Annotated in this window: 16 protein-coding genes; 5 read left to right on the top strand and 11 right to left on the bottom strand. The window is 69.3% G+C overall.

Translation table 11 applies throughout. From position 1 onward, the window contains the following. Positions 1 to 50 precede the first annotated feature (50 nt). From BJ963_RS07420 to BJ963_RS07435, 4 genes are all read right to left on the bottom strand, one after another. Positions 51 to 1,379, bottom strand: coding sequence for a citrate synthase (locus tag BJ963_RS07420; RefSeq protein WP_179455623.1), 1,329 nt, complete (start codon positions 1,377 to 1,379; stop codon positions 51 to 53). Between the two features lie 157 nt (positions 1,380 to 1,536). Beyond that, positions 1,537 to 2,655 (bottom strand): succinyldiaminopimelate transaminase, encoded by a 1,119-nt coding sequence (gene dapC, locus BJ963_RS07425; protein WP_343037240.1) that lies wholly within the window; start codon positions 2,653 to 2,655, stop codon positions 1,537 to 1,539. Between the two features lie 32 nt (positions 2,656 to 2,687). Continuing rightward, positions 2,688 to 3,008, bottom strand: a complete 321-nt coding sequence (gene fdxA, locus BJ963_RS07430) for a ferredoxin (RefSeq protein ID WP_018191484.1) — start codon at positions 3,006 to 3,008, stop codon at positions 2,688 to 2,690. 34 nt (positions 3,009 to 3,042) lie between these two features. Beyond that, positions 3,043 to 3,423: a hypothetical protein gene (locus BJ963_RS07435; RefSeq protein WP_179455625.1), complete on the bottom strand. Its 381-nt coding sequence runs from the start codon at positions 3,421 to 3,423 to the stop codon at positions 3,043 to 3,045. Between the two features lie 100 nt (positions 3,424 to 3,523). On the opposite strand from BJ963_RS07435, the gene efeU reads away from it, so the two are divergent. The 3 genes from efeU (at position 3,524) to efeB (ending at position 7,021) form a co-directional block, all read left to right on the top strand. Beyond that, positions 3,524 to 4,384, top strand: a complete 861-nt coding sequence (gene efeU, locus BJ963_RS07440) for an iron uptake transporter permease EfeU (RefSeq protein WP_089909760.1) — start codon at positions 3,524 to 3,526, stop codon at positions 4,382 to 4,384. A gap of 62 nt (positions 4,385 to 4,446) precedes the next feature. Continuing rightward, a complete protein-coding gene (gene efeO, locus BJ963_RS07445; RefSeq protein WP_179455627.1) occupies positions 4,447 to 5,670 on the top strand; it encodes an iron uptake system protein EfeO in 1,224 nt (407 codons plus the stop codon). 4 nt (positions 5,671 to 5,674) lie between these two features. Then, complete coding sequence (gene efeB / locus BJ963_RS07450) at positions 5,675 to 7,021, top strand: iron uptake transporter deferrochelatase/peroxidase subunit (protein WP_179455629.1); 1,347 nt, start codon at positions 5,675 to 5,677, stop codon at positions 7,019 to 7,021. On the opposite strand, the gene BJ963_RS07455 is transcribed toward efeB, so the two are convergent. The 3 genes from BJ963_RS07455 to BJ963_RS07465 form a co-directional block, all read right to left on the bottom strand. Then, positions 7,018 to 7,482 carry a hypothetical protein gene (locus BJ963_RS07455; RefSeq protein WP_179455631.1) on the bottom strand — a complete coding sequence of 155 codons (465 nt, stop codon included), beginning with the start codon at positions 7,480 to 7,482 and terminating at the stop codon, positions 7,018 to 7,020. The genes efeB and BJ963_RS07455 overlap by 4 nt on opposite strands. A gap of 131 nt (positions 7,483 to 7,613) precedes the next feature. Beyond that, a complete protein-coding gene (gene typA, locus BJ963_RS07460; protein WP_089909748.1) occupies positions 7,614 to 9,539 on the bottom strand; it encodes a translational GTPase TypA in 1,926 nt (641 codons plus the stop codon). A 254-nt stretch (positions 9,540 to 9,793) separates the two neighbouring features. After that, on the bottom strand, positions 9,794 to 11,644 hold the full coding sequence (locus BJ963_RS07465; RefSeq protein ID WP_179455633.1) for an ABC transporter ATP-binding protein: 1,851 nt from the start codon (positions 11,642 to 11,644) through the stop codon (positions 9,794 to 9,796). Positions 11,645 to 11,694: 50 nt separating this feature from the next. Between BJ963_RS07465 and BJ963_RS07470 the strand changes: the two genes are divergently transcribed. Next, positions 11,695 to 12,321, top strand: a complete 627-nt coding sequence (locus BJ963_RS07470) for a PH domain-containing protein (RefSeq protein ID WP_179455635.1) — start codon at positions 11,695 to 11,697, stop codon at positions 12,319 to 12,321. Between the two features lie 32 nt (positions 12,322 to 12,353). Here BJ963_RS07470 and BJ963_RS07475 read toward each other — a convergent pair whose 3' ends face one another. The 3 genes from BJ963_RS07475 to BJ963_RS07485 form a co-directional block, all read right to left on the bottom strand. Continuing rightward, positions 12,354 to 13,367: an ABC transporter permease gene (locus BJ963_RS07475; RefSeq protein WP_179455637.1), complete on the bottom strand. Its 1,014-nt coding sequence runs from the start codon at positions 13,365 to 13,367 to the stop codon at positions 12,354 to 12,356. Continuing rightward, positions 13,368 to 14,900, bottom strand: coding sequence for an ABC transporter permease (locus BJ963_RS07480; protein ID WP_179455639.1), 1,533 nt, complete (start codon positions 14,898 to 14,900; stop codon positions 13,368 to 13,370). 191 nt (positions 14,901 to 15,091) lie between these two features. Continuing rightward, the gene (locus tag BJ963_RS07485) at positions 15,092 to 16,882 is read right to left on the bottom strand and encodes an ABC transporter family substrate-binding protein (RefSeq protein ID WP_179455641.1); all 1,791 of its coding nucleotides are present in this window, start codon (positions 16,880 to 16,882) and stop codon (positions 15,092 to 15,094) included. A gap of 230 nt (positions 16,883 to 17,112) precedes the next feature. Here BJ963_RS07485 and BJ963_RS07490 point away from each other — a divergent pair, with 230 nt between their 5' ends. After that, complete coding sequence (locus tag BJ963_RS07490) at positions 17,113 to 17,907, top strand: CPBP family intramembrane glutamic endopeptidase (RefSeq protein WP_179455643.1); 795 nt, start codon at positions 17,113 to 17,115, stop codon at positions 17,905 to 17,907. Positions 17,908 to 18,013: 106 nt separating this feature from the next. Here BJ963_RS07490 and gcvP read toward each other — a convergent pair whose 3' ends face one another. Further along, the gene (gcvP, locus tag BJ963_RS07495) at positions 18,014 to 20,929 is read right to left on the bottom strand and encodes an aminomethyl-transferring glycine dehydrogenase (protein WP_179455645.1); all 2,916 of its coding nucleotides are present in this window, start codon (positions 20,927 to 20,929) and stop codon (positions 18,014 to 18,016) included. Between the last annotated feature and the right edge of the window lie 9 nt (positions 20,930 to 20,938).

Here is a 20,938-nt window from a genome sequence, read left to right on the forward strand (position 1 = left end):
TCCGGACCGAATGGTGACATCAGATCACGACTCGGTGCCGGACGCACGGTTCAGCGGCCGAGGTCGCGCTCCGGGGAGCCGACGTACAGCTGCTGCGGACGGCCGATCTTCGTCGCCGGGTCGAGGTTCATCTCGCGCCAGTGGGCGATCCAGCCCGGCAGGCGGCCGATCGCGAACAGCACGGTGAACATCCGCGTCGGGAAGCCCATGGCCTTGTAGATCACGCCGGTGTAGAAGTCGACGTTCGGGTAGAGCTTGCGGTCGACGAAGTACTGGTCGGCGAGGGCGACCTCTTCCAGCTCCTTCGCGATGTCGAGCAGCGGATCGTGCACGCCGAGGGCCTCGAGCACCTCGTCGGCCGACTGCTTGACGAGCTTGGCGCGCGGGTCGAAGTTCTTGTAGACGCGGTGACCGAAGCCCATGAGCTTGACGCCGGACTCCTTGTTCTTGACCCGCTCGACGAACTTCTGGACGCTCTCGCCCGAGTCGCGGATGCCGGCGAGCATCTGCAGGACCGCCTCGTTGGCACCGCCGTGCAGCGGGCCGTACAGGGCGTTGATGCCGGCGGAGACGGAGGCGAAGAGGTTGGCCTGCGTCGACCCGACCAGGCGGACGGTCGAGGTGGATGCGTTCTGCTCGTGGTCCTCGTGCAGGATGAGCAGACGCTCCAGCGCCCGCGACAGCACCGGGTTCACCTCGTACGGCTCCGCCAGGGTGCCGAAGTTGAGGCGCAGGAAGTTGTCGACGAAGCTCAGCGAGTTGTCCGGGTACAGGAAGGCCTGGCCCAGGCTCTTCTTGTGCGCGTAGGCGGCGATGACCGGCAGCTTCGCGAGAAGACGGATCGTCGAGAGCTCGATCTGCTCCGGATCGTGCACGCTCAGCGAGTCCTGGTAGAAGGTCGACAGCGCCGAGACCGCGCTCGACAGCACCGACATGGGGTGCGCATCGTGCGGGAGCGCGTCGAAGAAGCGTCGCAGGTCCTCGTGGAGCAGGGTGTGACGGCGGATGCGCTCGTCGAAGTCCGCCAGCTCCGACGCCGACGGCAGTTCGCCGTGGATGAGCAGCCACGCCACCTCGAGGAACGTGGAGTTCTCGGCCAGCTGCTCGATCGGGTAGCCGCGGTAGCGCAGGATGCCCTGCTCGCCGTCGATGTAGGTGATCGACGAGCGCGTAGCCGCGGTGTTCACGAAGCCGTAGTCCAGGCTGGTCAGCCCCGTCTGCTTCGTCAGGGTCGAGAAGTCGATGCTCGACGCCCCGTCGACGCTCGGCCGGATCGGGAACTCTGCGACACCGCCCGGATAGGTCAGCGAGGCCGTCGCGAGGTCGGCCTCCGATACGGCCTTCTCGGTGCCAGTGCTCTCGGTGCCGAGTCCGCTCACAACGCCTCCTGGTGGGTTAGTCGCCCATATGGGTGGTCAAAGGTGCGCGCCGATCGTGGCAGCGCTGCCCGGCGCCGTCCGCTCGACAGGCCGTGCCGGTACAGCCTAACGAACGCCGGCGACAACTGCGGCATCGGGCAAAGGCCGCCCGGACCCCTTAGAGGTTGTCTCCAAAGGATCGCAGGCGTTCCGCCGCGGCGGCCACGCGCTCGTCCGTCGCCGTGAGCGACAGCCGCACGTGCTCCGGGTAGACGTCTCCGTAGAAGTGGCCGGGGCCGGCGAGGATGCCGAGGTCGGCGAGCCGTCCGATGCTCTCCCAGGCGTCGCGTCCCTCGGTCGCCCACAGGTAGAGCCCGCCCTCGCTGCGGTCGATCCGGAACCCCGCCGCTTCGAGCGCCGGCTTCAGCTGCTCGCGGCGCGCGCGGTACCGCGCCTTCTGCGCCTCCACGTGCTGCTCGTCGCCGAGCGCGGCGACCATGGCGGCCTGCAGCGGCGCGGGAAGCATGAGTCCGGCGTGCTTCCGGACGTTGACCAGCCGCGCCACCACTGTGCGGCAGCCCGCGACGAAGGCGGCGCGGTAGCCGGCCAGGTTGGACTGCTTGCTGAGGGAGTAGACGGCCAGGATGTCGCGGCGGTCCTGCCCGATCACCCGTGGGTCGAGGATGCTCGGGACGCGCTCCGCATCCCACGGCGCCTCCCAGCCCAGCTCGGCGTAGCACTCGTCGCTCGCGAGGTAGGCGCCGAGCTCGCGGGCGCGGGCGACCGCGGCGCGCAGCTCGTCGACCGAGAGGATGCGGCCGTCCGGGTTGCCCGGCGAGTTCAGCCAGATCAGCCGCGTGCCCTCTGGCCACTCGGCCGGGTCGTCGCTCGCGACGGCGGTCGCTCCGGCCATCGCGGCGCCGATCGCGTACGTGGGGTAGGCGGCGCGCGGGTGCACGACGATGTCGCCGTCGCCGAGCCCGAGCATGAACGGCAGCAGCGCGACCAGCTCCTTCGAGCCGATGGTCGGCAGCACGTTCTCGACCGTCAGCCCGGGAACGCCGCGCCTGCGTTCGAACCAGTCGACGATCGCCTCGCGCAATGCGGGCGTCCCGACGGTCTGCGGGTAGGCGTGCGCGTCGGTCGCGGCGGCGAGCGCCTCACGGATGAGATCGGGCGTCGGGTCGACCGGCGACCCGATCGACAGGTCCACCAGGCCGCCGGGATGCGACCGCGCCCGCTGGGCGTACGGCGCCATCTGGTCCCACGGGTAGTCCGGGAGCTCCTGCAGCGCCACGTCAGCGCTCCTTCGTCATCGGTGCGCCGGGGTCAGTGCGCCTGCGGCGGCAGCGCGGCGATCAGCGGGTGGTCCTTGGAGATCACGCCCACCTTCGACGCTCCGCCGGGCGAGCCGATGTCGTCGAAGAACTCCACGTTCGCGCGGTAGTAGTCCTTCCACTCCTCGGGCAGGTCGTCCTCGTAGTAGATCGCCTCGACCGGGCAGACCGGCTCGCAGGCGCCGCAGTCGACGCACTCGTCGGGGTGGATGTACAGCGACCGTTCGCCCTCGTAGATGCAGTCGACCGGACACTCGTCGATACAGGCCCTGTCCTTCACATCGACGCACGGGAGAGCGATGACATAGGTCACAGTGGATCGGATCCCTTCAGGTGGAGCTGTCCCTCTAGCTTAGGCCGTCGCGGGCGGGCTGCCGGGTCTTCACGTCGGGCCACGCGATCACGACGGCCGCGATCAGGATGGGGCCGACCAGCCAGACCTGTCCGGCGAGGTCGTTCTGGATGAGCACGGAGCCCCCGGCGCTCTGCTGCGCGAACACGAGGATCACGGCGATGCAGCCGAGCGCCGCCAGCAGCGCGGGCAGCCGGCTGGGGCCGAGGAGCCGCAGACCGACGAGCAGCGCCGTGAAGGCCAGGAGCGAGCCGATCAGACCGAGCGGGATGGCGATCCCCCAGGTCACGGAGTACTGGTGGGCGATCGTCCCGATCGCCCCGAAGACCGCCCCCGCCAGCACGAGGAGGATGGCGCTGACGATCCGGCTGAGCATCCTCGCATCCTATCTGGACAGTTCCAGGAGCGTGCTCTACGCTCGGTTGGGTAAGGTTAGCCTTACCAATCATCATCCCCTCCCCCGACGAAGGTCCCCCGTGCTCGCGAACTACCTGATCGGCCTCCGCGAAGGCCTCGAGATGGCGCTCATCGTCACCATCCTGGTGGCCTACGTGGTCAAACTCGGCCGCACCGACGTTCTGTCCAAACTCTGGATCGGCGTCGGCATCGCGCTCGTCGTCCCGCTCGGCATCGGGGCCGTCCTCACCTGGGGCCCGTACGGCATGAGCTTCCAGGCGCAGGAGATCCTGGGCGGCTCGCTCTCGCTGGTCGCGGTCGGGTTCGTCACCTGGATGGTGTTCTGGATGGGCAAGACCGCCCGCAGCATGAAGTCCACCCTCCACTCCCGGCTCGACTCGGCCCTCGTCGGCGCGGGCTGGGGCGTCGTCGTGCTCGCCATGCTCAGCGTCGGGCGCGAAGGGATCGAGACCTCGCTGTTCGTCTGGGCCACCGTCGCCAGCACCGGCGGCAGCTGGGAGCCCGCGGTCGGCGCCCTGCTCGGCATCGCCACCGCCGCGGTGATCGGCTTCCTGCTCTACCGCGGCATGGTGAAGATCAACCTCGGCCGGTTCTTCACCTGGACCGGCGCCTTCCTCATCCTGGTCGCCGCCGGCGTTCTCGCCTACGGCCTCGGAGACCTGCAGGAGGCCGGGCTGCTCCCCGGCGGCGGCGTCCACGCGTACGACATCAGCCGGGCGATCCCCGCCTCCAGCTGGTACGGCACGCTCGCCGCGGGCATCCTCAACTTCAACCCGTCGCCGACCGCCCTCCAGGTCGCGGCGTGGTTCATCTACCTCGCGGTGGTCGGGTACTTCTACATCCGCCAGCACCGCTCCGCGAAACGGCCGGCTCCGACGCCGACCGCGGCCGCAGCGCCGCACGCGCCGATCCCGTCCTGATCCCCCTTTCCAGCCCCGTTCCCGACCCCTCGCCGCCCCACGAGAGAAAGCACAGCACACCCATGCCCCGATCGCGCCAGGCGACCACCCGCACGCCCGTCTCCCGTCCGGCCCGCCGCCGCCTCACGGCCGCCGCCGGCTCCCTCGCCGGAACCGCCGCCCTCGCCGTCGCGCTGACCGGCTGCGTGCCGAACCAGGCCACCGCCTCGGATGAGGCCATCGCGGTCACGCTGAGCGACGACACGTGCACGGTCTCCACCAACACCGCGAAGGCGGGACCGATCACGTTCCAGGTGACCAACACCGGCACCGACGTGAACGAGTTCGAGCTGCTGGCCACCGACAAGCTGCGGATCGTCGGCGAGAAGGAGAACATCGGCCCGGGCACGACCGTCAACTACGTCGTGCAGCTGGCCGAGGGCGACTACTTCTCGGCGTGCCGCGTCGGGATGGTGGGCGAGCCGGCGCACGTCGCGAAGTTCACCGTGGCGCCGGGCTCCGGCACGACCGTCTCGCAGAGCGAGAGCAAGCAGGTCGCCCAGGCCGTCGCCAACTACGCCGGCTACGTGAAGGATCAGTCCGGCGCGCTGCTGACCGCCACCAAGACGTTCGCCGCCGCCTACGCGGGCGGGGACGACGCGGCCGCCCGCGCGCAGTACGCCGCGGCACGCTCCTTCTACGAGCGCATCGAGCCCACCGCCGAGCAGTTCGGCGACCTCGACCCGGCGCTCGACCTGCGCGAGGCCGACCTGGCCGAGGGCCAGGAGTGGACGGGCTGGCACCGTATCGAGAAGGACCTGTGGGCTCCCGCCGGCTACACGCCGTCCGACGCCGCCACGCGCACGCAGCTCGCCGACAAGCTCGTCACCGACACCCAGCGCCTGTACGACCTCGTGCACGCCAAGGACTTCACCCTCACGATCGACCAGATCTCCAACGGCGCCATCGGCCTGATGGAGGAGGTCGCCGGGTCGAAGATCACCGGTGAGGAGGAGGCCTTCTCGCACACCGATCTGCAGGACTTCCAGGCGAACCTCGAGGGCGCCCAGGTGGCGTACGGCGTCGTCCGCGACATCGCCGAGCAGAAGGGCAGCAGCGGCAAGGATGTCGTCGCCAAGCTCGACGGCGAGTTCCGGACCATCGAGAAGACGCTCGCGCAGTACCGCTCCGGGGACGGCTTCGTCAGCTACACGGAGCTCAGCACCGAGCAGGTGAAGGAGCTCTCCGACCAGGTCAACGCGCTCAGCGAGCCGCTCAGCCACCTGACCTCGATCATCGTCAAGTAGTCACGTGAGCACGAAGAACCACGACGCCGAGCGCCCGGAGACCGAGCGCCAGGAGACGGAGCACCCTGAGACCGACCAGGTCGGCGGGCGCTCCGGCCTGTCCCGCCGCGGGATGCTCGGCCTCGCCGGCGCGACCATCGGCGCCGGGGTCGTCGGCCTGGGAGCGGGCGTCGCGGTCGACCGCGCGGTGGTCGGCGCGACCTCAAGCTCGGGGACGACGTATCCGTTCTACGGCCCGCACCAGGCCGGCATCACGACTCCCGCGCAGGACCGCCTCCACTTCGCCGCGTTCGACGCCTCCCCCGGCCTCGACCGCGACGGGCTGATCGAGCTGCTGCGCGACTGGACGGTCGCGGCGGCACGCATGACCCAGGGACGCCCGGCGGGAAAGTACGGCCCGGCGTCCGGTCCGATGGACGCCCCGCCGGACGACACCGGCGAGGCGCTCGACCTCCCGCCCGGCGGCCTGACGCTGACCTTCGGCTTCGGCCCGACGCTGTTCCGCACCGCGAGCGGCGACGACCGGTTCGGCATCGCCTCCCGCCGGCCCGCGGCGCTGGTCGACCTGCCACGGTTCCCCGGCGACGCGCTGCTCGAACCGATCAGCGGCGGCGACCTGTGCGTGCAGGCGTGCAGCGACGACCCCCAGGTAGCGGTCCACGCCATCCGCAACCTCTCGCGCATCGCCTTCGGGCGCGCGGCGATCCGCTGGTCGCAGCTCGGCTTCGGCCGCACCTCGTCGACCTCGCGCGCCCAGGTGACACCGCGCAACCTGTTCGGCTTCAAGGACGGCACCGCCAACATCAAGTCGGAGGACCAGACCGTGGTCGACGACCAGGTCTGGGCGTCCGGCAGCGACGGCGCGGGGTGGATGGCCGGGGGCTCCTACCTCGTCGCGCGCAAGATCCGCATGGTCATCGAGACCTGGGACCGCCAGCAGCTCGGCGAGCAGGAGCGCATCATCGGCCGCGACAAGGGCGAGGGGGCGCCGCTCTCCGGCGGCAGCGAGTTCAGTGACCCCAACTTCCTGGCTCTGGCGAAGGACGGCGGGACCGCGATCGACCCGGACTCGCACGTGCGGCTCGCGCATCCCACCACCAACGGCGGCGCGCAGCTGCTGCGCCGCGGCTACAACTTCGTCGACGGCAACGACGAGCTGGGCCGCCTCAACGCCGGTCTGTTCTTCATCGCGTTCCAGCGGGATCCGCGCACGCAGTTCATCCCGATCCAGCAGCGGCTGGCGCAGAACGACCTGATGAACGAGTACGTCCGTCACGTCGGGTCCGGCGTGTTCGCCGTCCCGCCCGGGGCGCACGAGGGCTCGTACGTGGGGGCGGGGCTCTTCGCCTAGCCGGCCGGGGGCGTCGGGCTCGGCGCGCTGCCCTTCGACACCGAGTAGTTGGCGACCCAGCCGTTGCTGCCTGCGTCGGTCACGACGACGAGCACACCGTAGGTTCCGTTGCTGAAGGTGCCCGTTCCGCCGCCGTTCGGGCCGCGCGTGCCGAACTGACCGGTGAACCCGGCATCGGTGAGCTGCTTCTCGATGGCGGTGTACGCGTCGCCGTTCTCGACCTTGACGGTCACGTTCCACACCTTGTCGGCGCCCGAGCCGAGGCCGGCGCCGAACACGACGTCGCCGGAGGCGAGCGGCACCTCCTTCGGGAAGTCCGCCGGGACGGATTTGCCACCCAGATCGACGTTGCCGCCCGACACATCCTTCACGACGCCCTGGAAGCTGCACGCGGTCAGCGCGGGCGCGGCGCCCAGGAGCAGGACGGCGGCGAGGGGCAGGGCGACGAGACGGCGTTTCATGCTGTCCATTCTCCCGGATGACCGCCCGGCCCTGGCTAGGCAGTGCCGTCCGCGGCCATCCGGTTGACGCAACACGCCGTCCCGGCCGGAGCCGGAACGGCGTGTCGCGTCAACGGGGTGGTGCGCCGGGATCAGACGGCGGCGGCGTCCTGGCGCTTGAGGCGGGCGGCGGCGCGACCGCGGGCGGTCGCATCCAGCTCGACCTTGCGGATGCGGACGGCCTCCGGGGTCACCTCGACGCACTCGTCGTCGCGGGCGAACTCCAGGGACTCCTCCAGCGTCAGCTGACGGGACGGCGTCATCGACTCGAACGTGTCGGCCGTGGAGGAGCGCATGTTGGTGAGCTTCTTCTCCTTGGTGATGTTCACGTCCATGTCGTCCGCGCGCGAGTTCTCGCCGATGACCATGCCCTCGTAGACCTCCTCCGTGGGGTTCACGAAGAACGTCATGCGCTCCTGGAGCGCGATGATGGCGAACGGCGTCACGACGCCCGCGCGGTCGGCCACGATCGAGCCGTTGCTGCGGGTGACGATGTGACCGGCCCACTCGTCGTAGCCGTGCGAGATCGCGTTCGCGATGCCGGTGCCGCGGGTGGTGGTGAGGAACTCGGTGCGGAAGCCGATCAGGCCGCGCGACGGGACGATGAACTCCATGCGCACCCAGCCGGTGCCGTGGTTCGCCATGTTCTCCATGCGGCCCTTGCGGGCGGCGAGCAGCTGCGTGATCGCGCCCAGGTACTCCTCGGGGGCGTCGATGGTCAGGTGCTCGTACGGCTCGAAGGTCTTGCCGTCGACCTTCTTGGTGACCACCTGCGGCTTGCCGACGGTCAGCTCGTAGCCCTCGCGGCGCATCTGCTCGACGAGGATGGCCAGGGCCAGCTCGCCGCGGCCCTGCACCTCCCACGCGTCGGGGCGGCCGATGTCGAGGACGCGCAGCGAGACGTTTCCGACCAGCTCGCGGTCGAGGCGGTCCTTCACCATGCGCGCAGTGAGCTTGTGGCCCTTCACCTTGCCGACCAGCGGCGAGGTGTTGGTGCCGATCGTCATCGAGATCGCGGGCTCGTCGACGTGGATCGCGGGGAGCGGACGCACGTCGTCCGGGTCGGCCAGAGTGTCGCCGATCATGATGTCGGCGAACCCGGCGACGGCGACGATGTCGCCGGGGCCGGCGGACTCGGCCGGGTAGCGGTCGAGGGCCTTCGTCATCAGCAGCTCGGTCACGCGGACGTTGTGCACGTCGCCGTCATGACGGACCCACGCGACCGTCTGGCCCTTCTTGAGGGTGCCGTTGAAGATGCGGAGCAGCGCGAGACGGCCGAGGAACGGCGATGCGTCGAGGTTGGTCACGTGCGCCTGCAGCGGCGCCTCGGGATCGTAGCTCGGGGCCGGGATGTGCTCGAGGATCGCCTCGAACAGCGGCTCGAGGTCGTCGTTGTCCGGCAGCTCGCCGTTCGCGGGCTTGTTGCGGCTCGCGGCGCCGGCGCGGCCGGAGGCGTACACGACGGGGACGTCGAGGATCGCGTCCAGGTCGAGGTCGGGGACGTCGTCCGACAGGTCGCTCGCGAGGCCGAGGAGGAGGTCCTGGCTCTCGCCGACGACCTCGTCGATGCGGGCGTCGCCGCGGTCGGTCTTGTTCACCGCGAGGATGACGGGGAGCTTCGCCTCGAGCGCCTTGCGCAGCACGAAGCGGGTCTGGGGCAGCGGGCCCTCGGACGCATCCACCAGCAGCACGACGCCGTCGACCATGGAGAGGCCGCGCTCGACCTCTCCGCCGAAGTCGGCGTGGCCGGGGGTGTCGATCACGTTGATGGTGATCGGGCCGTTCGGGGCGTGCTTTCCCTTGTACGAGATCGCCGTGTTCTTGGCGAGGATGGTGATGCCCTTCTCGCGCTCGAGCTCGTTCGAGTCCATCGCGCGCTCCTCGACGTGCGCGTGCGCGTCGAAGGAGTTCGTCTGCTTGAGCATGGCGTCGACCAGCGTGGTCTTGCCGTGGTCGACGTGGGCGACGATCGCGACATTGCGCAGATCATCGCGGCGGGCGACGGCGTTCTCGGACATGCGTACAGACTCGACTCTCGTCAGAAGGAAGAAGGGGAACAGTCCATTCTATCGTGGATCCGCGCCCCTTCCTCCGTGTCCGCTGTCAGCGAGCCGCTCCGGCCGAGCGAAACGGAGGAGATCCGACGCGCCGCTCGGGACGATGTCGCGAAAGGGAGGAGCCTTCGAGCGGCCCGTGCAGGGTTTCCTCCGCCGCAGACGCACAAGAGGGCCGGTCCTGGTGGACCGACCCTCCCCTGTGTCGTCGAAGCGGCTCAGAGCCCCTGCGCGACCGGCGGCTCGGGCTGCTGCGACCCCGGCGTCGCCGCGGTGTCGTCGGAACCCGCGGCGAGCAGCTCGAGCCGCAGCGCGCGGCGGGCGCGCTGCTGCTCCGGGTCCGGAAGCGGCACGGCCGCCAGCAGGCGCTGCGTGTACGCCTCCTTCGGGTAGCGGAGGATCTCGTCGCGCGTCCCCACCTCGACCAGACGACCGTGGTGCATCACCGCGATGCGGTCGGCCAGCACGTCGATGACGGCGAGGTCGTGGGTGATGAACAGGCAGGCGAAGTTCATCTCCTTCTGGAGGGTCTGCATCAGCTGCAGCACGCGCGCCTGCACCGACACGTCCAGCGCGCTCGTCGGCTCGTCGGCGATGAGCACCTGCGGCTTCAGCGACAGCGCTCGGGCGATGCCGACGCGCTGCTTCTGGCCGCCCGACAGCTCGTGCGGGAACCGGCTGCGGTAGGCGCGCGGCAGCTCGACGCTGTCGAGCAGGCGGTCGACCTCCTTCGAGAGCTCCGCACCCTTGAGCTTCTTGGCGAGGCGCAGCGGCTCGGCGATGGAGTCGGAGATCTGGAGGCGCGGGTTCAGCGACGACGACGGGTCCTGGAAGACGATGCCGACGTTGCGGTGCAGCTTGCGGATCTCGTCGCGGCTCGGGCTGCTGATGTCCTGTCCGGCGACGACGAGCTGACCGGAGTGGATGGGCAACAGCCCGATCGCGGCGCGGCCGAGCGTCGTCTTGCCGGAGCCCGACTCGCCGACCAGGCCGACGACCTCGCCCTCGTGGATCTTCAGGTCGACGTCGCTCGCCGCGCGGAACGCAGGCACGCGGCCGTGCTTCGGGTACTCGATCGCGACGTTGCGGAAGTCGACGACGACCTCGCGCTTGTCCATCTCGGCCTTCTCGTGCTCGGCCTGCGCCGCGCGTTCGTTCGCACGGATGCGCTCGACGAATGCGGCGTCCGGGTGCTCGGTGCCGGCGGCGAGGGCGGCCGTCGTGTCGATCTCCTCGTCCTCGCGCTGGCCGAGGTGCGGCACCGCGTCGAGCAGGGCGATCGTGTACGGGTGCTTCGGCTCGGCGAAGACCTGCGCGACCGTGCCCGACTCGACGATGTCGCCCTTGCGCATCACGACGATGTTGTCGGCGAGGTCGGCGACGACGCCCATGTCGTGCGTGATCAGCAGGATGGCGCTGTCGAGCCGGTCGCGGAGGCTGCGCAGCAGCTCCAGGATCTCGGCCTGCACCGTCACGTCGAGCGCGGTGGTCGGCTCGTCCGCGATCAGCAGCTTCGGGTCGCACGAGATCGACTGGGCGATCATCGCTCGCTGACGCTGGCCGCCGGACAGCTGGTGCGGGTACGAGTTGAACGCCTTCTTCGGGTCGGGCAGCTCGACCATGGCGAGCAGCTCGAGCGCGCGCTCCTTGGCCTCGTGCGGCGACATGCCGAAGTGGATGCGCAGCGTCTCGACGATCTGGAAGCCCACCGTGTACACGGGGTTCAGCGCCGTCATCGGCTCCTGGAAGATCACGGCGACCTGACGACCGCGCACGCGCCGCATCTGCGGCTGGCTGAGGCCGGTCAGCTCGCGGCCGTCCAGCTTGATCGAGCCGCGGACGCGCGAGTTCTTGGGCAGGAGGTCGAGGATCGCCATCGAGCTCGCACTCTTCCCCGAACCGGACTCGCCCACGATCGCGAGCACTTCGCCCGCCTTGATCTGGTAGTTCAGGTTCTTCGCGGCGGGCACCCAGACGCCGTCCACACCGAAGTCGACGGAGAGGTCGTTCACCTCGAGGACGGGGCCGCCGGCCTGCGCCGTCGCCCGGACCGGGTTGGTCTCGGTCATGATTCGTGGTTCCTTTCGGGGGCGTTCCGGCGGGATGAGAGCATGGACCCATGCCCTACGTCTCCCCCGCCGAACGCGAGGTTTTCGTGTCCCGGTTCAACCGGGTCCTTGCCGTTCTGATCTGGGCGGCCGCTGCCGCGCTGACCATCGGCCTGCTGTTCAGCGTCCACGACGCCCGGCTGCTCTACATCGTGCCCGGCGCGCTGTTCGCATTCGTCGCCTGGGCGATGCTCTGGCGTCCGCAGCTGACGGTCGCCGACGAGGGCATCACGGTCGTCAATGTCACCCGCACCGTCCGCATCCCGTGGGAGGCGCTGATCGCGGTCGACACCAAGTACGCCCTGACGCTGTACACCCCTGGCCGCAAGATCCCGGTGTGGGCCGCTCCCGCGCCCGGAACCGGCAGCACGCTCCGCGCCACCCGCAACGAGACGAAGGGCCGCATCGGCCGCCCGCGGGTCGAGGACAGCGTGCGCCGCCCCGGCGACCTGCTGGGCACCGAGTCGGGTGCGGCCGCCGAGGTCGTGCGCCGCCGCTGGGGCATGCTGCAGGACGCGGGGGCCATCGACGCCGGCCGTGCCGATGAGACGCCGGTCACGGTGCGCTGGCACCTCGCCGGACTCGCGGTGCTGGTGCTCCTGCTCGCGGGCACCGTCGCCGCGCTGCTCCTGGCCTGAGCGGGCCGGGAGCAGCGCGACGCGGGCGGGCGTCACAGCACGTCCTCCGCGAGGGCCGCTCCGGTCTTCGGGCTCCGGCCGTCGCCTTCGCCCTCCTCCGGCTCCTCCTCGCGCATCTTGCGGAGGTTGAACCGGCGGTGGCGCGGGTCGAACGCGTCGCGCAGGCCGTCTCCGACGAAGTTGACGAGCAGCGCGAGCGTCACGATGAACGCACCGGGCCACCAGAACAGCCACGGACGGGTCTGGAACGCCGACTGGTTCGAGCTGATCAGGAGGCCGAGCGAGACGTCCGGCGGACGGATGCCGTAGCCGAGGTACGACAACGCGGTCTCGAGCAGGATGGCCGAGGCCATGATCAGGGTCGAGGCCACGATGACGACACCGATGGCGTTCGGCAGGATGTGCTTGAAGATGATGCGCGCGTCGGAGGCGCCGGCGACCCGCGCCGCCTCGACGAACTCCCGCTCGCGCAGCGACAGGAACTCGCCGCGCACCAGACGGGCGATGCCCATCCACGAGAAGAACCCGAGCATCAGCGCCAGGAAGAACGCGCCGAGACCGCCGAACGCGTGACCCACGACCGAGCCGATCACCAGCGCCGGGATGACGATGAAGACGTCGGTGATGCGCATGAGGATCGCGTCGACCACGCCGCGGAAGTACCCCGCGACGGCGCCGACGACGACACCCACGACGCTCGCGATCAGGCCGAGGACGACCATCACGAGGATCGAGTTCTGGATGCCGCGCATCGTCAGCGCGAAGTAGTCCTTGCCGATGCGGTCCTGACCGAACGGGTGCTCCCACGTCGGCGATCCCTGCTGCACCTGGTCATTGAGCTCGGTGAAGTTGTACTTCCACCAGCCGGGGATCGGGCCGAGGCCGATCGCCGAGATGGAGAACAGCAGGATCAGGATGAACAGGATCGCGCTGGCGACGGCGATCTTGTTGGAGAGGAACCGTTTCCAGACGAGCTTGCCCTGGCTCACGGGCGGGGCGCTCGGCGCCTGCAGCTCGTCGGCGATACGTGTGTCGTTGACGGACATTTATCGGACCCTCACTCTCGGGTCGAGTGCGGCGTACGCGAGGTCTGCCAGGAAGTTGAACAGGATGGCCATGGCCGCGATCACGAGGAAGTAGGCCATGACGGGGTTGAGGTCGCCGCGCTGAAGTCCCGCGTTGAACAGGGAGCCCATGCCGGGGATCGCGAACACGCGCTCCGTGATGACGGCACCACCGAGCAGCGCTCCCACGTCGAACGCGACGAGCGTCGTGATCGGGATGAGCATGTTGCGGAACGCGTGCCGCACGACCACCGTCCGCTCCGGCAGGCCCTTGGCGCGCGCGGTGCGGATGAAGTCCTGGTTGAGCACCTCGAGCATCCCGGCCCGCGAATAGCGGGTGTACGACGCGAACGAGATGAGCAGCAGGGCGATCGTCGGAAGCACGAGGTGCGTGAACGTGTCGAGTCCGGTCACCCACATGTCGCCCTCGAGGCCGGGGGTCGAGGAGCCGACGGTCGCGATCGGGCGGCCGTTGGTGTCCTGGAAGTACTGCGGCCAGGCCTGCATGAAGCGGTCGACGATGATCAGGAAGCCGGAGACGATCGTGACGATCACCGAGATCCGCATGTTCTGGCCGCGGTCGTAGCCTCCGACGAACCAGCCGATCGCGAGGCTCACGATGATGGCCACGATCGCGAGGATCACGATCGTGCCGACCGTCGACACGGTGAACAGCGGCTGCAGCGCGAAGTAGCAGACCAGGCTCACCGCTCCCGCGATGGCCGCCGAGATGAGCGCCCGCCGGTTCTGCAGGCCGGAGATCAGCGCGGTCACGCCGATGACCGTCGCGGCGATGAGGATGATCATCACCACCGGGCCGAGACCCGGAACGAGGAACCAGTTCATCGCCGACATCAGCAGCAGGACGCCCGCGGTCGCGACGCCGGAGATGACGAACGTCAGCAGCCGCCGCCTCCGATCTCCGCCGATCAGCGACTGCCAGATGAGGCCGGCGACCACACCGATGAGCACGGCCACCCACCACGGGATCGTCGGATGCGCGAGGAAGTTGTTGAAGCCGATCGCGACGAACTCCTTCAGCAGCACCGCCACGAGGAACGCGGGCAGCGAGTACAGGAAGAAGCTGAGGAACGTGACGACGTTGTCGAGTCCGCTGTACTGCCGCAGGGCGGTGACGATGCCGATGGTGACACCGAGCAGGATCGCGAGGATGAGGGCGAACGTGACCAGCTGCACCGTCGACCCGAGGGCCTGCGGGAGGATGTCGACCACCTTCGCGTTGGAGACGGTGGACCCCAGGTCGCAGGCGTTGGCGAACGGGATGAGGCACTTGGCCGCACCGCCCAGCCAGAGCAGCCAGCGCAGCGGCGGCACGACGTCGAGCTGCAGGAGCTGGATGCGCGCGTTGATGAGCTGCGTCTTATTCGGGGAGTTGCTGCTTCGCAGGTCCTGGAGCGGGTCGGCGCTGTAGGCCACCAGCATGTACATCAGGAACGAAGCGGCGATGATGATGAGCACTGAGACCAGAAGGCGTCTCAGGATGAAACTCGCCATAGGTTCAAAACCTTCACTGACAGGACGCGCCGATCGGGGGTGCGGCGGAGGGGGTGCCGCCTGGCGCGTATCTCAAGGGTGGACGGATCGCGTCCACCGAGTACATGATACGGGGCGCCGGCACGAGAACCGACGCCCCGCCGCAGGGAGAGTGCCCGGGGTTCTCCCGGGCACTCTCTCTGACGGAGGTGTTACTTGGAGGAGGAGGACTTGACCGACCACTCCCAGAAGTTCCAGAACGGACCGTTCTGGTTTCCGTTGTACTTCACGTTCTCGACACGGTTCGTCGCGCCGAAGACACCCGGCAGCTGGAACAGCGGGAGGCCGTAGGCGTCGGAGAACGTCTGCTTGTCGATCTGGTACTCGATCTTCGTCAGCTCATCCTTGTCCAGGGTGGTCTGCGACTTGAGCGCCAGGTCGTTGGTGCCGGTGTAGCGGTTGTAGTTGCCGCCACCCTGCGAGGCGAAGATCTGCGGAAGGGCAGAGGTACCTGCACCCGGGCTGATCCAGCCGAACAGCGAGGCGTCGTAGTCGCCACCCGGGAGCAGCTTGCTCCAGTCGGGCGATCCGGCGTCGACGATCTTGAAGCCGGCCTTCGACGCAGATGCCTGGATCGACTGGAACTCGTCGACACGGTTCGGGTTGTTCGTGTTGTACAGGATCCGCACGGTCGGGGTGGCACCGGCGAGGAGCGCCTTGGCGCCGTCGATGTCGACCTTGTCGTACTTGTCCGACCCGTTCTGCTTGACGGTGCCCGCGTACTGCTCCTGGTTCGGCAGGAAGATCTGCGAGTTCAGGACCTTGGCCTTCGAGTCGACCGGGGTGACGATCGAGTCGAGGATCTGCTGGCGCGGGATGGTCTTGAGGAACGCCTCCCGGACCTTCGGGTCGGAGAACACCTGCGAACCGAAGTTCAGGTCGAGGTGGTCGTACGACGCCTGCGCACCGGTCAGGATCTTCGCGCTGGTCTGCTTGAGCGCGGAGATCGTGTCGGCGGACGCCTGCGGGTTGATGATGTCGACCTCACCGTTCTGGAGAGCGGTGACCTGGGCGTTCGCGTCGGGGATGATGCGGAACACGATCTTGTCCACGTTCGGCTTGAGGCCGCCCGCGTAGTACTTGTTCGGCACCATCGTCAGCGACTGACCCGGGGTCCACGACGAGACGACGAACGCGCCGGAGGAGACCAGCAGGTCCTTGTCGGTCGGGAACGCGGTGACGTCGTAGCCGGTGTTGACGAAGTCAGCCGCCTTCTTCAGCGTCGGGTCGGCCGGGGCCGGGTTCGCCGGGTCGCCCTTCGGCAGGCCCTTGAGCAGCTTCGTCAGGTCGGCGGCCGAGGAGAGGCCCGCCTTCTTGGCGACGATGTGCGCGGGCTGCGCGATCGGGTTGACGAGCTCCCAGTCGACGTACGGGGTGGCGTACTTGAGGGTGATCGTGCGGTTGTCGTTGCTGACCGTCGGGAAGTCCGTCGAGTCGATGCCGGCCGTGGATCCCGCGATCTGGAAGTACTGGGTTCCGCTGGTCACGTTGCCGTCGCTGTCAAACTTGGCCGAGTCGTAGTGACCGGAGGCGATGGCCCAGGCGAGGATCATGTCATCGGCGGTGACGGGCTCACCGTCGGACCACTTGTCGTCCTTGTTCAGGGTGTACTTGACCGTCAGCGGGTCGTCCGAGGTCTTCTCGAACGTGCCGAACTTGTCGTCGTGGACGATCTTGTAGTTGTTGTCGATGTACTGGAACCCGGTTCCGTACGAGCCGTCGAGGTAGCCGACCTGGCCGTTGGTGTCCAGGTTGCCCTGCGGCGTCTGCGAGTTGAACGAGGTGAAGTCGTTCACGACCGCCACCGTCACGGTGCCGCCCTTGGCAGCGGACGAGGTGCCGGTGCTCCCGGACGTGGTGCAGGCCGACAGCGCGAGTGCTGCGACGCCGGCGACGGCGACCGCGCTGACCGCGAACCTGCCCTTTCTTCCGTTGATGTGCAATGTTCCTCCTGTGCGAAGTGTGCGTCGGAACGGGCATGCGAGAAGCCTGGTCCGCGCGGGATAAGAATGACCCTAGGTATCGCTGCCAGCGATTGCAAAACAGCGCGGGAAAACGTTACAGAGTGGTAACTCAGTCGGTGGATTCCTGCACGATGCGCACAAAAACGGTGGATTTGATCGTGCAATGCAATGATTCAGTGGTTTGCCCTCCGGGCTGGCAGGATGCCGGTATGGCTGACGCGCTGACCTGGGCCGGAGAGACCCCCGTGGAGCGCGCCGCGCGCCCGCGGCTGTGGTGGGAGGTGGCGATCGTGCTCGGGCTCTCGCTCGGGCAATCGGCGATCTACTCCATCGTCACGATCATCGACCGGTCGACGCAGAGCACTCCCCTGGCGGACCAGAAGGCGGACGTCAACCCGGTCCAGTCCAGCCGCGAGGTGTTCGACTTCCTGTACCAGGTGCTCGGCAACCTGTTCCCCCTGTTCGCGGTCGCCCTGGTGGTCTACCTGCTCTGGCAGCCGCACCGTAGCGGCTTCCGGCGGATCGGCTTCGACCTCACCCGGCCCGCCCGCGACCTGGGCGGCGGGGCGTTGCTGTTCCTCGTGATCGGCATCCCCGGCATCCTCTTCTACGCCATCACCCGGCTGCTCGGGATCACCGTCGCCGTGCAGGCCTCCACACTGGACGCGCACTGGTGGACGGTGCCGGTGCTCGTCCTCGCCGCCCTTCGTGCCGCGCTGCAGGAGGAGGTCATCGTCGTCGGGTACCTCTTCACGCGGCTGCGTCAGCTCGGCTGGGGGACCTGGTCGATCATCCTGGGGGCCGCGGTGCTGCGCGGCAGCTATCACCTGTACCAGGGCTTCGGGCCGTTCGTCGGCAACGCGATCATGGGGACCGTCTTCGGCTGGTGCTACACGCGCTGGGGCCGCGTGATGCCGCTGGTCGTGGCCCACACGATCATCGACATCGTCTCGTTCGTCGGCTATCCCGTCGCCGTCGCCCTCTTCCCCCACATCTTCGCCTGACCTCCCACCGTCGAGTCCGCGATCTTTGCACGCTTCGCGGGGCGATTCTGTGCAAAGTTTGCGGACTCGACGGTGGGGGGCGAGGGGCGGGGAGGTGGGGTACGGGTCAGGCGAAGGCCTCGGGGGGCGGGCAGGCGCAGAAGAGGTTGCGGTCGCCGTACGCCTGGTCGATGCGGCGCACCGGCGGCCAGTACTTGGTGCGGACCAGGGCCGGGACGGGGTACACGGCCTGCTCGCGCGAGTACGGGTGCGTCCAGTCGGACGCGACCGCGGCCTCCGCGGTGTGCGGAGCGTTCCGCAGCGGGTTGTCGTCGGACGGCCAGTCCCCCGCCGCGACGGCGTCGGCCTCCTCGCGGATCGCGATCATCGCGGCCACGAATCGGTCGAGCTCGCCGAGGTCCTCGCTCTCGGTCGGCTCCACCATGAGGGTGCCGGCGACGGGGAACGACATCGTCGGAGCGTGGAAGCCGTAGTCGATGAGCCGCTTCGCGACATCGTCGACCGTGACCCCGGTGCGCTCGGTCAGCGGACGCAGGTCGAGGATGCACTCGTGTGCGACCAGGCCGTCCTCCCCCGCGTAGAGCACCGGGAAGTGCTCCCGCAGCCGGGCGGCGACGTAGTTGGCCGACAGCACGGCCGCTCCGGTCGCATCCTTCAGCCCATCTGCCCCCATCATCCGGACGTACGCCCAGCTGATCGGCAGGATGCTCGGGCTGCCGTACGGCGCGGCCGAGACCGGCGCGCCGCCGTGCTCGACCCGGCCGCCGCCCGCGAGCGGATGCGTCGCGTCCTGCGCGAGCGGATGCCCGGGGAGGAACGGCGCCAGGTGCGCCTTCGCGGCGACCGGCCCGACGCCGGGGCCACCGCCGCCGTGCGGGATGCAGAACGTCTTGTGCAGGTTGAGGTGGCTGACGTCGCCGCCGAAGTCGCCGAACCGGGCGTAGCCGAGCAGCGCGTTGAGGTTCGCGCCGTCCACGTACACCTGGCCGCCCGCGTCGTGCACGGCCCGGGTGATCGCGACCACCTCGTGCTCGTACACGCCGTGGGTCGACGGGTAGGTGATCATCAGCGCGGCGAGGGTGTCCGCGTGCTCCGCGATCTTGGCGCGCAGGTCGTCGAGGTCGACGTTTCCGAGCTCGTCCGTCGCCACGACGACGACGCTCATGCCCGCGAGCACGGCGGAGGCCGCGTTCGTGCCGTGGGCGGACTGCGGGATGAGGCACACCGTGCGCTGCAGGTCGCCGCGCGACCGGTGGTAGCCGCGGATCGCGAGCAGGCCGGCGAGCTCGCCCTGGCTGCCCGCGTTCGGCTGCAGCGAGACGGTGTCGTAGCCGGTGACGTCGGCGAGCCAGCGCTCCAGCTGGTCGATGAGCTCGAGCGACCCGGCGACGTCGGCCGCGGGCGCGAAGGGATGCAGCGCAGCGAACTCCGGCCAGGTCACCGCCTCCATCTCGGTCGCCGCGTTGAGCTTCATGGTGCACGAGCCGAGCGGGATCATGCCGCGGTCGAGCGCGTAGTCGCGGTCCTGCAGCAGCCGCAGGTAGCGCATCATCGCGGTCTCGGAGTGGTGCGTGTTGAACACGGGGTGGGTGAGGTAGCCCGACTCACGGGTGAGCGCCGGGTCGTACGAAGCCTCGCCCGTGAGGGCGAGCGTCGCCGTCCCGTCGACCGTCCCGCCGAGCACCTCGATGAGGTCGCCGAGCGGGAAGTCGCCGTCACGCAGGTCTTCGGCGGACTCCTCGTCGATGCTCAGCGAGACGAGACCGGCGTCCGTCGCGTGCAGCAGCAGGCCGCGGTCGTGCGCCCGGGCGACGACGGTGGACGCGTCGTCCACCTCGACCTGCAGCGTGTCGAAGAAGGAGCGCGAGACGACCTCGACACCGGACGCGCGCAGCGCCTCGGCGACCGCGGCCGTCGTGAGGTGCACCTGGCGCCCGATCGCGCGCAGCCCGGCCGGCCCGTGGTAGACGGCGTACATCGCCGCCATCACGGCGAGGAGCACCTGGGCGGTGCAGATGTTGGAGGTCGCCTTCTCACGCCGGATGTGCTGCTCGCGGGTCTGCAGAGTGAGCCGGTACGCGGGCTTGCCGACCGCGTCCTGCGAGACGCCGACGAGGCGGCCGGGGAGCTGCCGCTCCAGGCCCTTCCTGACGGCCATGTAGCCGGCGTGCGGGCCGCCGAAGCCCATCGGGACTCCGAAACGCTGGCTGGTTCCGACCGCGACATCCGCCCCGAGCTCGCCGGGGGCGCGCAGCTGGGTGAGGGCGAGCAGGTCGGCGGCGGCCACGATGACGGCCCCCGCCTCCTTCGCGGTGCGGATGACGGCGCTCGGGTCCCACACGCGCCCGGAGGCGCCGGGGTACTGCACGAACAGGCCGAACGCGTCGCTCAGCTCCGGGGAGTCGGCCGGCAGGCCGGCCAGGTCGAGGACGACCAGCTCGATGCCGACCGCCTCCGCCCGGTTGCGCAGCAGCGCGAGCGTCTGCGGGAAGGTGTCGACGTCGACGACGAAGCGCGGCGACTTCGCCTTGGATGCGCGGCGCGCCAGCAGCATCCCCTCGACCACCGCGGTCCCCTCGTCGAGCATCGAGGCGTTCGCCGTGTCGAGGCCCGTGAGGTCGGAGACCATGGTCTGGAAGTTGATCAGCGCCTCCAGCCGGCCCTGCGAGATCTCCGGCTGGTACGGCGTGTACGCCGTGTACCAGCCCGGGTTCTCGAGCACGTTCCTCTTGATGACGGCGGGCGTGATGGTGCCGTAGTAGCCGAGCCCGATGAGGCTGCGATTGACGGTGTTGCGGGCGGCGAGCGCACGCAGCTCGGGGAGGGCGGCGCGCTCGCTCAGCGGGGCCGGGAGCGCGGACACGCGGTCGTCGTCCACGCGGATGGAGTCGGGGACGGCCGCGTGGACGAGGTCCTCGACGGAGGCCCACTCACGGGAGGCGGCCGCGCCGATCGCGGACAGCATGGTGCGCTGCGCGTCGCCGTCCGTGCCGATGTGACGCGTTGGGAAGAGGTCGGTCATGTGAGGTGG

This window comes from Leifsonia soli, from assembly GCF_013408745.1.
Lineage (GTDB): Bacteria > Actinomycetota > Actinomycetes > Actinomycetales > Microbacteriaceae > Leifsonia > Leifsonia soli.

What these genes read in the sequence shown, in the direction of transcription:
- BJ963_RS07475 (WP_179455637.1), bottom strand. Translation starts at nt 13,367, where the DNA reads ATGTCCGTCAACGACACACGTATCGCCGACGAGCTGCAGGCGCCGAGC.
- BJ963_RS07490 (WP_179455643.1), top strand. Translation starts at nt 17,113, where the DNA reads ATGGCTGACGCGCTGACCTGGGCCGGAGAGACCCCCGTGGAGCGCGCC.
- BJ963_RS07480 (WP_179455639.1), bottom strand. Translation starts at nt 14,900, where the DNA reads ATGGCGAGTTTCATCCTGAGACGCCTTCTGGTCTCAGTGCTCATCATC.
- efeO (WP_179455627.1), top strand. Translation starts at nt 4,447, where the DNA reads ATGCCCCGATCGCGCCAGGCGACCACCCGCACGCCCGTCTCCCGTCCG.
- gcvP (WP_179455645.1), bottom strand. Translation starts at nt 20,929, where the DNA reads ATGACCGACCTCTTCCCAACGCGTCACATCGGCACGGACGGCGACGCG.
- BJ963_RS07435 (WP_179455625.1), bottom strand. Translation starts at nt 3,423, where the DNA reads ATGCTCAGCCGGATCGTCAGCGCCATCCTCCTCGTGCTGGCGGGGGCG.
- BJ963_RS07470 (WP_179455635.1), top strand. Translation starts at nt 11,695, where the DNA reads ATGCCCTACGTCTCCCCCGCCGAACGCGAGGTTTTCGTGTCCCGGTTC.
- typA (WP_089909748.1), bottom strand. Translation starts at nt 9,539, where the DNA reads ATGTCCGAGAACGCCGTCGCCCGCCGCGATGATCTGCGCAATGTCGCG.
- BJ963_RS07455 (WP_179455631.1), bottom strand. Translation starts at nt 7,482, where the DNA reads ATGAAACGCCGTCTCGTCGCCCTGCCCCTCGCCGCCGTCCTGCTCCTG.
- BJ963_RS07465 (WP_179455633.1), bottom strand. Translation starts at nt 11,644, where the DNA reads ATGACCGAGACCAACCCGGTCCGGGCGACGGCGCAGGCCGGCGGCCCC.